Here is a 14,074-nt window from a genome sequence, read left to right on the forward strand (position 1 = left end):
TAAAGCAGGCTCTCCATGATTTGGGAATTCCAGGTTTTGCTCTTTCATTAACTCGAAATGTGCATTGATCGCAGATTGTGCATCAGCATATGCTTCTTCAAGTGTGTCACCAGCAAAGATGCACCCAGCAACGTCAGGGAACCAACCACTGGCGCTACCATCTTGATCTATTTCGATAAATGCTGGGTATAACATAATTTTATTCCATTTTTACTTGTGTATTTTGTCAGGACAATTCGTTATTCATTAACTGGATTATTTGAGTTTTGCATCTTTTAGATTCAGCAAATTTAATGGCTAATCTCCGTGTTTAAACCCGAAATTCTGGTGCTAGCTGACTAAACCCCAATCCATTCTTTTTTTCCACTTTGATTTGAACGGGAATTCGTTCTTTTAAGGCTTCGACATGACTGATTACTCCGATAGTTTTCCCTGAAGCATTAAGGTGATCCAATGCATCCAGAGCTATATCCAGGGTTTCAGGATCAAGTGTGCCAAAGCCTTCATCAAGGAATAGTGACTCTATCTGGGTCTTGTTACTTACTAGATCAGACAAAGCGAGCGCAAGGGCAAGGCTGACAAGGAAACTTTCTCCTCCGGAAAGGGTTTTAGTATCTCTAATGGCATCTGCTTGCCAGGTATCAACGACTTGTAATTCCAGCCCGCCGTCAGTTTTGCGTTGTAAATAGTAACGTCCATGTAATTTTTCTAACCGGATATTAGCCAGATGTACAAGATGGTCTAATGTCAGGCCTTGAGCGAAACGGCGGAATTTAGCACCATCCGCAGAACCAATGAGATTATTGAGATAACTCCAGTCATTATAGTTTTGTTGTGAGAGAGTGATCTGTGACAGTAACTCTTGTTGCTGCTGGCGGCGAGTTGCGTCGCTGTTCAATAGAATTCTGATCTCACCCTGCTGCTGGTTGTTATGTTTTAATTTAGATATCACATCGATCAATATGGTGGATAATTGTTGCTCTTCATATTGTTCAAGCGCATGTTGTTCGAGTGCATATTGTTCAGGTAACTGAGGCTGCATTTCTGTATGCCGTAGTAAGGCTATTTGAGATTCCTGATGTCGTGTTTTGGCTTGCAATTGTTGCTGTTCAAGTTTTTCCTGTAACTGTCGTAATTTTTCCCGTTGTTCCGGCTCCAATAAGGCCCGTTCAAAAGATAATTGATCGGGAAAATCTTGCATCTCCAGACCTGTTTGGAATTGATTGGCAGCAAGTTTGTAGTTTACTTCGGCTGCGGCGTGGTTTCTTTCAACTTCACTGGTCGCGCCGGTTAATTGACTTATTTTGTTTTGCAGTTTTTGCAGGTGGAAAGCAGCCTGTTTGCAAGCCTCTTCCAGTTCATTGGTTTTTTGCTGCAAAGCCTGACGAATGGTAATTATGGATTGTTCGCCAAATAAACGCTGACGTTCCAGACACGTTTGTCCCAATAACAGTTTTTGCTGCTGCTGTTGTTCATTCAAAGTATGAATATGGATGGTTAGCTTATTTTTTTGCTTGTCCAATTCATTTTGTCTGCTTTGCAAGGCGGCTTGTTCTTTTTGTAGTTGTTGCCATTTTTCACGTGAATCATGGTAGTTTTTTAGTTCTTGCTCACGTTGTTGCAACCAGTTTTCAGTTTCCTGATGAGTGGGAAGTGTGAAAGGTGTCGGCTGTAATTCTGTGCTTAACTGCTGTGCTGTTGTAGCGTAATCGGCTTCTATTTGTTGAGCTTCTGCCGTTTTTTCTGCGAATTGCTTCTGCGCTGAATCCTGTTTGAATTTTTCCAGCTCAAGGTTCTTTTCACATGCCTGATATTGTTCCCGGTTGGCAGAAAGGGCTTTTTCGGCCGCTTGATGGTTCTTTTCTGCCTGTAAAAACGCATCCTGCTGAGCTTGATGTTGGCAATAAGCAGATTGTCGTTGATTGATAAAGTGATTAACCGCCTCTTCTTCAATCGGTAGTTTTATAATCGATAGCTCTATAGTCTGTAACTGTTGGCAATGGTGATTCCACTGTTTAACCAATTCGGCTAATTTAGCGTTGCACTGTGTAATATTTTGTTGCAACTGTTCACAGTTTTGTTGCTGAATTTGTTGTTTTTGCTGTAGGGCTGTGCGATTTTCTTGAAATTGATCAATTTGTTGGCGTAGGGTTTTCAAGCGCTCTTCTGAGTGCGATAGTGCAATATTCTGGTATTCACTGATTAAAGGATGGTGAGTTGAACCGCAAAGCGGACAAGATTCTCCTTCTTTTAATTGTGTCCGTTCTTTTTCCAGATTGACGATCCTCTGTTCTAAACGAATTCGATTGGTGAGGTCGTCAAAATGTTGTTGCTTGTCCGCTAATTGTTGATTGAGGGTTGCGATCTGATCTGGTAGGGCTTTTATCAATGACAGGGATGATATTAATTTATTCTTATCGGTTGTGATCGCAGTTTGTTGCTGTTGAAGCTGGGGAAGTAAGATCTCCAGTTGATTTTGTGATGCTAACTGTTTCTGATAATTTTCTAAATTTTTTTGCAACTGTTCCAATGGATGCTTTTGCTGCAAAGCTATAAGTTGTTTTTCGGCTGAAGTCAGGTTATTGAGTAGTGTTTGGCTCTGTTCTTGTTTTTTGGCCAATTCTGTATTCAATATATTTAAATGATCGGTGGTGCGGGTAAGTTCAGAAGCGATTTTTTGGATACTTGGGGTGAGCTGGGATATTTTTTCTTGTCGCTCTTTCTGGCGGATGAATAGCTGTTTCCATTCAGGCAGTTTGCTGTCTAAATTGTGGTAATAAGGGTGTTGCTCGTAATAGAATTCCAACGCCTTTTGCTCGCTATTCAAAGTAGCTATTTGATTCTGTGCGTTTTGGTGCTGGGATAAGATGTCAGTAAGATCGAGATTTTGTCTCGTGATCTCTTTTTCAAGTTTCAGTAGGTCTTTGGATTGAATATCAATTTTATGATCGAGCGGCATAACTTGTTCTGAGATGAGCTTTTCTTGCTGATTTTGATGTTGTTGGTGCTCTTCTTCAATCTTCTCCAACTGTGTCAGTTGCTGTTCCGCAGGTTGCAGCATTTCCAGTTGTTGTTGGCGTTCATTCTCTATTTTTGTACGTTGTTCAGTGAACCGCTGTTTCTCGTGTAGAGCCCGGTTTTGTGCATCCCATAATGGGCGGATTTTCTCTGCTGGTTCGCTGGCTGCAAGTTGTTGCAATTGAGGTTGCGCTTCTTGAATGGCTTGCTCGGTTTGTTGTAAAAGTGCGGCATTACTGACCTGCGATTGTTGTAGTTCATCCCGCCTAAATAGCCACTGTTCAGCGGCTTGTAACACTTTTATTTGTTGGGTGAGTTTAGCTTCTTCTGCAATAAGCTGCTGCTGTTGGTTTTGGTATGTTTGTTGCTGTTCTGGTGTGAATAACTCAATGGAAGAGGCTTTGGCCTGCTGGATGTTCAACTCAGATTGTGCTTCTTTATGGCGTTGATAAATTTCTTGGGACAGAATGCCGTAAATTTCTGTGCCGGTGAGTTCTTCCAGTAGATCTGCCCGATCTTTATCTTGTGCGTTTAAAAATGCAGCAAAATCCCCCTGTGATAAAAGCATGGATTTGGTAAAACGGCTAAAATCCAGTCCGGTGATTTCGGCAATTTTTTCTTTTTTCTCCGGAAGCTTATCAGCCAGAATTTTTCCGTCTTCTTTGAGCGCCAATTCTCCTTTTGGTTGTTGCAGTTTGCCATCTGCTTGATTGCGGGCACGACGCTGACTCCAAAATGCCCGATAAGCGATGCCTTTGACTTCAAATTCCACTTCAGCAAGGCATTCAGTGGTATGGCGGGTCATTAGCTCGTTTTGCGAGATGGAAATCGTTTTGAGCCGCGGGGTTTCATGATAGAGAGCGAGGCAAATGGCATCCAGTAAGGAGGTTTTCCCTGCACCAGTTGAGCCGGTAATGGCAAATAACCCATTGCTGGCAAAGGGTTCTGTCGTAAAGTCAACTTTCCATTCGCCTTGCAGGGAATTGATATTTTTCAGCCGTAAGCTAAGAATTTTCATGGCGTGTTCTTTTCATGTGATTGCTGAGAAATATCATCCAGCGTTTGTTTAAACAGGGTGGTCAGGCGTTGTTTCTGGGGAAGGTCGTCTATTTCTGCCAGCGCCAAACGGCGCTCAAAAACTTCATTTACGCTCAGTTCGGTAAGTGTTTCTTTATTTTGTTCAGAGAGTGAAAGTTGACGAGCGCTTTTGCTGCGGCGTAGCAGAATGATTTCAACAGGTAGGCCTTCACTCAGGGTCTGGATGCGTTTCTGGATATCGTGCAGGTAATCCTGGGTAGCGACTTCGATATCCAACCAAACAGGTCGTTCTCCCTGATATTCCTTGAACGGCTGTAATTGTTCTTCTATTTGCTTCAAATTACCACGAATAAGCTGCATCGGCTGATAATGAGGTATTGGCAAAAGTGTGATGTTATTGAGTTTATTTGACTTAAAGTCTACTAAGCAAACACTTTTATCCTGTCCAACTTCATCAAAACTGAGTGGAATTGGGGAGCCACTGTAGCGGATATGTTCTGATTTGCCGATGACTTGAGGGCGATGTATATGCCCCAGTGCAATATAGTCCGCAGGTGGGAATGCCTGTGCGGGAAACGCATCTAATGTACCAATATAGATATCACGAACAGAATCTGTAGTAGAAGCACCTACTGTAGTGAGGTGCCCAGTGGCGATGATTGGTAATGGCTGGCCGAGTTGTTCTCGTAATGCACAGGCACGCTGGTAGAGCTTGTGATAGTGTTCGGTAATAGCATCCTGTAATGCTTGCTGTTTTTGTACACCAGATTGCCCCGCCTGACTGGTCATGATATCCCGTGGACGTAGATAGGGAATGGCGCAGAGAATCGCTCCGACATTACCATCTCTATTATTCAGAATTTTTATCTGCTGTGCGATATTACTAGCTTCAGTATTAGCAATCACGGTGGTATTCAGGTAAGAAAGAAGAGATTTCGATTCGTTGAGTGTGGCAACGGAATCATGGTTTCCCCCGAGAATGACAAGCTGGCAGCCTGTGGGCTGTAGTGCCACAATGAATTGGTTATAAAGTTCGCGTGCATAGCTGGGAGGAGAGCCTGTATCAAAAATATCGCCGGCTATAATCAGTGCATCAACCTGATATTGCACGATTCTCTCAATCAGCCATTGTAAAAAGTGCTTATGCTCTGCGGCACGGCTTTTGGTAAAGAAGTATTGGCCAAGATGCCAGTCCGATGTATGAATGATTCGCATGATTTCCCGCCGTTGCCTGTGTGTTTTTCTTACCTGTTGCAGGTGCTAATTATAATGGCGACGTGAGGGATGTCCTGTTTAATTCTATTCCTTTTACGAAATTTTCGAGCTGGTTCGCATCCATAATGAAATATAACAAAGGTGAAAAACTTTCTCTGAGAGTCAGTTCGTTTCTTGATGATTGAGAAATAATGTTTTTCATAAAATTGTCATAAAATTGACTCATAATGTTCTAAAGTGAATGTTGCTGACCTTAATGATATTAGCAGGGTTAACCATGGTTAAACGTATTTTGGTAGTTGAAGATGAAGTACCGATTCGTGAAATGGTTTGTTTTGTTCTGGAGCAAAATGGTTATCAAGCTATTGAAGCCGAAGATTACGATACGGCAATAAGGCGTTTGTCTGAACCTTATCCTGATTTGGTCTTATTGGATTGGATGCTTCCCGGAGGTTCGGGAATACAACTTATCAGGCAAATGAAACGAGATAATAACGCTAAAACGATCCCTGTCATTATGGTAACAGCTCGGGCAGAAGAAGAAGATCGGGTACGTGGTTTAGATGTGGGTGCAGATGACTATATAACGAAACCTTTTTCACCCAAGGAATTGATTGCTCGTGTCAAAGCTGTTCTGCGCCGCATTTTGCCTATGGAGGCAGAAGACATTATCGATATGGATGGATTGATTCTGGATCCATCATCCCACCGGGTTTCCAGTCAGGGGCAGGATTTGGAAATGGGGCCGACTGAGTTCAAACTTCTCCACTTTTTTATGACTCATCCTGAGCGTGTTTATAGTCGCGAACAGTTACTCAACTATGTGTGGGGAACGAATGTTTATGTGGAGGATCGCACAGTTGATGTACATATTCGACGCTTGCGCAAGGCGTTGGAAATAGGAAATCACGATAAAATGGTACAAACCGTGCGTGGTACAGGATATCGCTTTTCGACCCGTTATTGACGGTGTTGGTATTGCATTGGGCAGTAATTCAGCCCTTAGTGTTTTCATTCCGGAGTAAAATCGCGTGCTTGAGCGTTTATCTTGGAAAAAATTGGTATTGGGTCTTGTGATTTTCTGCTTACCCGCTGTCATTTTGTCTTTTTTTATTGGTCATTTGGCATGGCTGCTGGTTATAGCGCTATTTTTGGCTCTGGTATGGCATGGTTATAATTTGCTGAAGTTATCCGATTGGTTATGGTTGGATCGCAGTATGTTACCGCCAGTCGGCTATGGCGGCTGGGAACCCATCTTTTATGGTATTTACCAGATGCAGCAACGCAATCGCAAACGGCGTCGTGAACTTGCATTATTAATCAAGCGATTTCGCAGTGGTGCCGAATCACTGCCGGATGCTATTGTGATGATGACTACAGAAGGCAATATTTTTTGGTGTAATCGTCTGGCTCAGCATTTACTTGGGTTTCGTTGGCCTGAGGACAATGGTCAGCATATCTTCAATCTGCTTCGTTATCCTGATTTCAGCCGTTATATCACGGCAAATGACTTTTCCCGGCCTCTAACCATCGAATTGAATAATGGCAATATGATGGAATTCCGCGTTATGCCTTATTCCGAGAAACAGTTATTGATGGTCGCGCGCGATATTACCCAAAAACGACAATTGGAAAATGCCAGACGAGATTTTTTTGCCAATGTGAGTCATGAACTCAAAACACCACTCACGGTATTGCAAGGCTATTTGGAAATTATGGAGGATCAGACGGTTGGCAGTAAGGTAAATCAGAAAGCCGTCGGTACGATGCAGGAACAAATACAGCGAATGGATGGTTTGGTTCAACAGTTGCTACAGCTTTCCAAAATTGAAGTGGGGCCACAAGTGGACATGAATGAAGTTGTTGATGTGCCCAATATGTTGAAAATATTGCAACAGGAAGCTTTGGCTTTAGGCAGTGAACAATACGATATTGTGTTTAATATTGATGAAAAGCTGAAAGTCTTTGGTAATGAAGAACAATTGCGCAGTGCAATGTCTAATCTTATTTATAACGCCATCAAACATACTTCTCCGGGAACACTGATTGAGGTTAGTTGGCAAAATGTTTCCCAAGGAGCCTTGTTTAAGGTGAAAGATAATGGTGATGGGATTAGTACTGAACATTTACCGCGTTTGACAGAACGTTTTTATCGTGTTGATCGTGCCCGTTCGCGTCAAACCGGGGGCAGTGGATTGGGTTTAGCGATAGTGAAACATGCATTGCATCACTACAATACTCATCTCGATATTTCGAGTGCTTTAGGGAGAGGGTCTGTTTTTAGTTTTCTGTTGGCGTCTCGGCTTATTGTTTCTGTTAGAAAAGTTTCATATAACTAAATGATAACAATACGGCAAAAAAATGATTTATTAATCAATGCGAGCAAAAAATGTACAAATCATATAGTGTGTATTCAATGATAGATAACCATAATCACTAATTTTAAAAATTAGTTTGGAATATTATTCTGGTTTTTGGTTTGACTCTTGCCTTTTGGCACTATAAAAGTTTTACTTGGAGGCAGTTGTTGGCGATTCTAGCTGTAATTACCATTATCATTCTGTATATTGCGTTTATCAGTGAATATTATGTTGATCATTGACTGTTAAATCAGAATCCAGTCTCGCCAGTGAAAATTCAAGTGTTTGCGATATTGGTTATCGCACATGCATTTCTTTTGGCAAAAATACATTAATAATCATTATGGCACACCGTTTATCATCTAAGGATATTTGGGCATTAGGTTTTATGACCTTTGCTTTGTTTGTTGGGGCGGGAAATATCATTTTTCCTCCCATGGTTGGCTTGCAGGCAGGAGAGAATGTTTGGATCTCAGCAGCTGGCTTTTTGCTAACCGCTGTTGGCTTGCCAGTCATTACTGTAATTGCTTTGGCAAAAGTAGGCGGGGGAATTGAGGCACTTAGTTCACCCATTGGGAAAGTTGCGGGTTTGATTCTGGCAACTGTTTGCTATCTGGCTGTCGGCCCTCTGTTTGCAGCCCCGAGAACCGCAACGGTTTCTTTTGAAGTGGGTATTGCACCTCTTACCGGAGCGGGTGAGCTTCCTCTATTTATCTATAGTGTGATCTATTTTGCTCTAGTGATGTTGATTTCATTATATCCGGGCAAGTTGTTGGATAGTGTCGGCCATATATTGGCTCCAATCAAAATTCTGGCACTGGCAATTTTGGGGATCGCAGCTGTACTGTGGCCAGCAGGAGAATCTATTCCTGCTATTGAAACCTATCAGGAAATTCCGTTCTCAAATGGTTTTGTCAATGGTTATTTAACAATGGATACGCTGGGCGCAATGGTGTTCGGTATTTTGATTGTCAATGCAGCCCGTTCCAGAGGGGTTGAGGCTTCTTCCCTGCTGACTCGTTATGCTATGTGGGCTGGCTTGATTGCAGGTCTTGGTTTAGCGCTGGTATATCTCTCCTTGTTCAAACTAGGGGAAAGTAGTGGCACATTAGTGCCTACAGCAGAAAATGGCGCAGTGATTTTGCACGCCTATGTCCAAAGTATTTTTGGTAATTACGGCAGCTTCTTCCTCGCGGTGTTGATTTTCGTTGCCTGTATGGTTACTGCTGTTGGTTTGACTTGTGCTTGTGCTGAGTTTTTCAGCCGCTATTTGCCGTTGTCCTATCGTACTCTGGTACTGATTTTAGGCTCGTTCTCGATGCTGGTTTCTAATCTGGGTTTAAACCATTTGATTAAGTTTTCAATTCCGGTACTGACGGCAATTTATCCACCTTGTATTGTGCTGATATTACTGAGCTTTACAGCCCGCTGGTGGCATAACTTCACACGTATTCTGGCACCTGCAATGTCTATCAGTTTGCTGTTCGGGCTTTTGGATGCAGTGAAAGCTTCTGAGTATCTGTCTTATTTACTGCCTGAGTGGGCTAAGCATTTACCAATGGCAGATCAAGGTCTGGCTTGGTTATTGCCTACTTTATTGACTATTGTTGTGTGTGCTATTTATGACCGCATCGTAGGAGGAGTAAAACTCCCAAAGTATGAAATGCAGCATGAAGAAAAGTAGGATATGGTGATTAGGAAGTGATGATAAGGGTGAGCTGCTAAAAACAGCTCACCTTTGTATTTTTGTTTATTTATATTGAATTAATAACCAATGGCGGCACCGGCTGGTCGCCGTACATCATTGGAACCATAGATGTAACCTTTTCGAACAATACCGGATACGGCTGAATCATTGCCTGATGAATCTGGAGTCACACCGGCTGCTCCCGGTAATCCAATCATGATTAATTCTGTTGCTCCCCACGGTGTCTGTTCCACCATTTTGTAACCCATTTTTTCCAGTAAATTCAGGGTATCTTTCGACAGGCCACGTTGCTCATAATAAACTTCATCAGGTAGCCATTGATGGTGAATTCGCGGGCTATTGACGGCTTCTTGTGGTGGCATGTTGAAGTCGATGATATTCAGGGCACTTTGTAGTGTGATGGAGATAATGCGTGAGCCTCCCGGTGAACCCAAGACCAGAAAGATTTTTCCATCTTTGGTCACGAGTGTTGGGCTCATGGATGATAGTGGGCGCTTACCCGGGGCGATTGAATTGGTTGCACCTTGTACTAGCCCATACAGGTTTTTCTCGCCAATTTTAGTTGTAAAATCATCCATTTCATCATTTAAGAAAAAGCCGGTTTCTGGTGCAATCACGACAGCACCAAAACGCCCATTGATGGTATAAGTTGTTGATACTGCGTTTCCTTCTTTATCCACTACGGAATAATGTGTAGTTTCTGGCTTCTCATGGGGACCAATGCCCGGTTGAACATTCACTGATGGAGTGGCTTTATTGGGCTGAATGTTTTTTCTGATAGATTCTGCGTAGCTTTTACTCAACAGCCGATCAAGTGGGTTGTTGATAAATGCGGGATCGCCCAGATAAGTATTTCTATCCATATAGGCGTGGCGCATGGCCTCGGTCAATGTATGAATATAAGCAGCAGAGTTGAATCCCATGGATTTAAGATCATAGCCTTCAACTATGTTCAATATTTCGCATAACGTAACGCCACCAGAGCTGGGAGGTGGAGAAGAGATGAATTTATAGCCACGATAACTACAGGTGACGGGAGTTGTCTCTGTGATGTGGTAATTGGCAAAATCTGCTGCGGTAATAATTCCCCCTGATTTTTTTGATGCTGCTTCAACTAATTGGGGGATTTTGCCGTGATAAAAAGCATCAGGCCCTTGTTTGGCAATCATTTCCAGCGTGTTGCCCAAATCAGTTTGGATGAGTCTGTCACCCGGTTCGAATGGCGTACCATCTTTGCGCAGGAAAATACGGGCAGCTTCCGGATCTTGAGCAAAACGCTTGACTGTGGTGTCCAGAACATCGGTATCGCCACGGGTAAGAATATAGCCTTCGCGTGCCAGTTTGATGGCCGGTGCCATGACTTGTTCACGGCTCAATGTGCCGTACTTTTTCAATGCCTCTTCAAGCCCCATGACTGTACCCGGTACACCAATCGCTTTATAACCATACAGGCTGGCACCTTTGATGACATTTCCGTCTTTATCCAGATACATGTTGGCACTGGCTGCGGCAGGGGCTGTTTCACGGAAATTAATGAAAGTATCTTTGCCATTGGCAAGATGAATAGTCATAAATCCGCCACCGCCAATATTGCCGCAGCAGGGATTAACTACTGCTTGGGCATATCCAACGGCAACAGCGGCATCAATGGCGTTTCCGCCCATTTTGAGAATATCTATGCCAGCTTGTGAGGCAAGGTGTTGTGAACTGACAACCATACCTTGTTTGGCCTCAACAGCAGGTTCAGTGGCAGCATAAAGTGGGGTAGAAATGAGTAGGGATACAGCTATAAGTGGAATTTTCCATGTTTTGAACATGTATTGTTCTCCTGAGGGTCAGACTGCTGTTAATGAATCTGAATGGTTGTGGTTTTTGTGTTGTTAAAATGTAATTTACCTTATCTAAAGCTCAGAATTTTTGGAAGGTGATTTTCTATGAGGAAGTCAATGAAATAAGAAATTTCAGATAGATGAGCTGGATGGAGAGGAAATTGAATCAAGTATAAAAAAACCAGCCGACTGAGCGGCTGGTTTGTGGTAGTTCAAATGTTATGAACTGATTTAACCTTGACGGATATTATAGCTTGTCAGCGTTTTTGGTCAGGTATTTTGCTACGCCTTCTGGTGAAGCACCCATACCTTCTTGGCCTTTTGCCCATTGTGCCGGACAAACTTCGCCGTGTTCTTCGTGGAATTGCAGAGCGTCAACCATACGCAGCATTTCATCAATGTTACGGCCCAGTGGCAGATCGTTAACCACTTGATGACGGACAACACCATTTTTGTCAACCAGGAAAGAACCACGCAGAGCAACGCCAGCTTCTGGGTGCTCAATGCCGTAAGCTTTCATGATGTCACGCTTGATGTCGGCGACCATTGGGTATTTGACTTCGCCAATACCACCGTTGTCGATTGGAGTTTTGCGCCATGCGTTGTGAACGAATTCAGAGTCGAAAGATACACCGATAACTTCAACGCCACGTTTCTGGAATTCTTCATAGCGATGATCGAAAGCGATCAGCTCAGAAGGGCAAACAAAAGTGAAATCCATTGGCCAAAAGAAGATAACAGCAGGACGGCCATTCAGGTGTTTTTTCAGATTGAAGTTATCAACGATTTCACCGTTACCGAGAACTGCAGCAGCTGTAAAGTCAGGGGCTTGGCGGGTTACTAAAACCATAATTGACTCCTGTGATTTTAAAAGGTGTTATGTAAAAACGGGTTACAGCATAAGGAATTAGGGTATAGCAATAAAGGATAAAATACCAATCAATTAAATAGGTTTTACCTATCAATAATTTGTTTTTAATTCCTTTTAGCCTACATAAGATAAAGCTATTTATGAAAAGTGCAAGTTGTGAAAAATCCAAGATGGACAAAACATAAGTTCTGGAAAAACCATCTACTCAAGTAAACGCTTATTTGACGCTAGTGTCATCATTTCTGGATAGAACTGGTAAAATAATGTTTCAAAATCAAGATAATGATTTTCTATATCCTGATATGATCCCGCCAGTGCGGATAATTTCGGGCGCCTGCGTGCCATACTCTGCAAGACATTAGCAATGCATGACATATCGGCATAACGGATGAGTAAGTTTTGTGACCAGAGATAATTGTTTAATTCTTGAAAATTTTCAGGTGTTGAAGCGAGATGAGGTTCTATATTGCTGCGGGCAAAATTGACAAACTCAGGTAGAGAGTAATTTTTTTCAAATTCGTCCCAATATCGGGAAAGAAAGTGATCCCAGATGATATCAAGAGTAATTGGTGCAACACGTCGATATTCGCAGCGGAATAATTTGCGTGCTTCCATAACAAGTGGATGCTTGTCCGTCAGGCTGTCTACCCGGCGGTGCATACGGATACCCGCTACAATGTCAGAATTGAATGCGCCTTCTGGAGAACCCCGGACGAAATCTGCCATCAGATTCCCCAATAAAGAACTTTCCGATAATGCAGCTAAATGAAGGTGTGCGAGAAAATTCATAGTGGGAGTATACCGTAAATAGTGAAACTCGGTGCTTCTTTGTTGCACCCTTGCGTTTGCAGCACTAGACTAGTCCGCCTGTTTTTTTAAATGATACAGATAAAATGCGTGTCGCTGATTTTACATTTGAACTGCCAGAAGAGCTAATTGCTCACTATCCCCAGCCGCAGCGAAGTGCTTGCCGCCTGCTTTCCCTTGATGGTGAAACAGGGAAGCTGACGCACGGTGTTTTTACTGATGTGTTGGATAAACTGGAAGCCGGTGATCTTTTGGTTTTCAATAATACCCGCGTCATTCCTGCGCGCCTGTTTGGTCGTAAAGCAACAGGCGGGAAATTGGAAGTTTTAGTCGAAAGGATGCTGGATAATAAGCGAGTGCTCGCTCACGTTCGGGCTTCCAAGGCACCGAAAGAAGGCGCTGAACTTATTCTTGGTGAAGATGTTCTTGGTAAGGCTCAGTGCATTAAGGCAACGATGCTGACGCGTCACGATACTTTGTTTGAAATCCGTTTTGATGATGAGCGTGATGTATTGACCATTCTGGATCAGATCGGCCATATGCCTCTGCCTCCTTATATCGCGCGCCCTGATGAAGATGCGGATCGCGAGTTATATCAGACAGTCTATAGTGAACGCCCCGGCGCGGTGGCTGCACCAACAGCTGGATTGCATTTTGATGAACCGCTTTTGGCTGTCCTGCGTGAAAAAGGTATTGAGATGGCTTTTGTCACTTTGCATGTTGGCGCAGGTACTTTTCAGCCGGTGCGAGTGGAAACCATTGAAGATCATGTGATGCATGCCGAATATGCGGAAGTGCCTAAAGGTGTTGTGGATGCGGTACTTGCATGTAAAGCACGCGGCAATAGAGTTATTGCTGTAGGAACAACGTCAGTCCGTTCACTGGAAAGTGCTGCAAAAGCTTGTCAGGATGGGATGATTACCCCATTTTTTGATGATACTCAAATCTTTATCTATCCAGGATTTGAATATCAGGTTGTAGATGCTCTAATCACCAATTTCCATTTGCCAGAATCCACACTTATCATGCTGGTTTCTGCGTTTGCCGGGTATAAAAATACCATGAGTGCCTACAAAGAAGCGGTAGCAGAAAAATATCGCTTTTTCAGTTATGGTGACGCGATGTTTATCAATCGCAATACTGTGGCTTCAAAAGAATTGGTGGAATCAAAAGAACTAATGGCATTAGAAGAACAGGTATCGGAAGAGACGATATCGAAATAATTAGT

The 14,074-nt window shown here is 42.9% G+C and carries 9 protein-coding genes and 1 pseudogene; 4 read left to right on the plus strand and 6 right to left on the minus strand.

From position 1 onward, the window contains the following. Positions 1-21 precede the first annotated feature (21 nt). The 3 genes and pseudogenes from Xvie_RS00765 to sbcD form a co-directional block, all read right to left on the minus strand. Positions 22-195 (minus strand): annotated as a pseudogene (locus Xvie_RS00765) (type II toxin-antitoxin system HicB family antitoxin); the annotation flags it as partial. A gap of 115 nt (positions 196-310) precedes the next feature. Further along, entirely contained in the window at positions 311-4,036 is a 3,726-nt protein-coding gene (locus tag Xvie_RS00770; protein WP_086107503.1) for an SbcC/MukB-like Walker B domain-containing protein, read from the minus strand. After that, positions 4,033-5,271 (minus strand): exonuclease subunit SbcD, encoded by a 1,239-nt coding sequence (gene sbcD, locus Xvie_RS00775; RefSeq protein ID WP_086107504.1) that lies wholly within the window; start codon positions 5,269-5,271, stop codon positions 4,033-4,035. The genes Xvie_RS00770 and sbcD overlap by 4 nt, the downstream gene beginning before the upstream one ends. A gap of 277 nt (positions 5,272-5,548) precedes the next feature. Between sbcD and phoB the strand changes: the two genes are divergently transcribed. The 3 genes from phoB to brnQ all read left to right on the plus strand — a co-directional run bounded on the left by phoB (position 5,549) and on the right by brnQ (position 9,315). Beyond that, complete coding sequence (phoB, locus tag Xvie_RS00780) at positions 5,549-6,238, plus strand: phosphate regulon transcriptional regulator PhoB (protein WP_086107505.1); 690 nt, start codon at positions 5,549-5,551, stop codon at positions 6,236-6,238. 64 nt (positions 6,239-6,302) lie between these two features. Beyond that, positions 6,303-7,610: a phosphate regulon sensor histidine kinase PhoR gene (phoR, locus tag Xvie_RS00785; RefSeq protein WP_086107506.1), complete on the plus strand. Its 1,308-nt coding sequence runs from the start codon at positions 6,303-6,305 to the stop codon at positions 7,608-7,610. Positions 7,611-7,974: 364 nt separating this feature from the next. Continuing rightward, positions 7,975-9,315 (plus strand): branched-chain amino acid transport system II carrier protein, encoded by a 1,341-nt coding sequence (brnQ, locus tag Xvie_RS00795; protein WP_086107729.1) that lies wholly within the window; start codon positions 7,975-7,977, stop codon positions 9,313-9,315. An 80-nt stretch (positions 9,316-9,395) separates the two neighbouring features. Here the strand turns inward: brnQ and ggt are convergent, their stop codons facing one another. The 3 genes from ggt to Xvie_RS00815 all read right to left on the minus strand — a co-directional run bounded on the left by ggt (position 9,396) and on the right by Xvie_RS00815 (position 12,828). Further along, on the minus strand, positions 9,396-11,156 hold the full coding sequence (gene ggt, locus Xvie_RS00800) for a gamma-glutamyltransferase (RefSeq protein WP_086107508.1): 1,761 nt from the start codon (positions 11,154-11,156) through the stop codon (positions 9,396-9,398). 259 nt (positions 11,157-11,415) lie between these two features. After that, entirely contained in the window at positions 11,416-12,018 is a 603-nt protein-coding gene (locus tag Xvie_RS00805; protein ID WP_086107509.1) for a peroxiredoxin C, read from the minus strand. A 222-nt stretch (positions 12,019-12,240) separates the two neighbouring features. After that, complete coding sequence (locus Xvie_RS00815; protein WP_086107511.1) at positions 12,241-12,828, minus strand: acyl carrier protein phosphodiesterase; 588 nt, start codon at positions 12,826-12,828, stop codon at positions 12,241-12,243. Positions 12,829-12,932: 104 nt separating this feature from the next. Here Xvie_RS00815 and queA point away from each other — a divergent pair, with 104 nt between their 5' ends. Beyond that, positions 12,933-14,069, plus strand: a complete 1,137-nt coding sequence (gene queA / locus Xvie_RS00820) for a tRNA preQ1(34) S-adenosylmethionine ribosyltransferase-isomerase QueA (RefSeq protein ID WP_086107512.1) — start codon at positions 12,933-12,935, stop codon at positions 14,067-14,069. Positions 14,070-14,074 lie beyond the last annotated feature (5 nt).

The organism is Xenorhabdus vietnamensis, assembly GCF_002127535.1.
GTDB lineage: Bacteria > Pseudomonadota > Gammaproteobacteria > Enterobacterales > Enterobacteriaceae > Xenorhabdus > Xenorhabdus vietnamensis.

Coding starts and splice junctions, on each gene's coding strand:
- Xvie_RS00770 (WP_086107503.1), bottom strand. CDS start 4,036: ATGAAAATTCTTAGCTTACGGCTGAAAAATATCAATTCCCTGCAAGGC.
- sbcD (WP_086107504.1), bottom strand. CDS start 5,271: ATGCGAATCATTCATACATCGGACTGGCATCTTGGCCAATACTTCTTT.
- phoB (WP_086107505.1), top strand. CDS start 5,549: ATGGTTAAACGTATTTTGGTAGTTGAAGATGAAGTACCGATTCGTGAA.
- brnQ (WP_086107729.1), top strand. CDS start 7,975: ATGGCACACCGTTTATCATCTAAGGATATTTGGGCATTAGGTTTTATG.
- ggt (WP_086107508.1), bottom strand. CDS start 11,156: ATGTTCAAAACATGGAAAATTCCACTTATAGCTGTATCCCTACTCATT.
- Xvie_RS00805 (WP_086107509.1), bottom strand. CDS start 12,018: ATGGTTTTAGTAACCCGCCAAGCCCCTGACTTTACAGCTGCTGCAGTT.
- Xvie_RS00815 (WP_086107511.1), bottom strand. CDS start 12,828: ATGAATTTTCTCGCACACCTTCATTTAGCTGCATTATCGGAAAGTTCT.
- queA (WP_086107512.1), top strand. CDS start 12,933: ATGCGTGTCGCTGATTTTACATTTGAACTGCCAGAAGAGCTAATTGCT.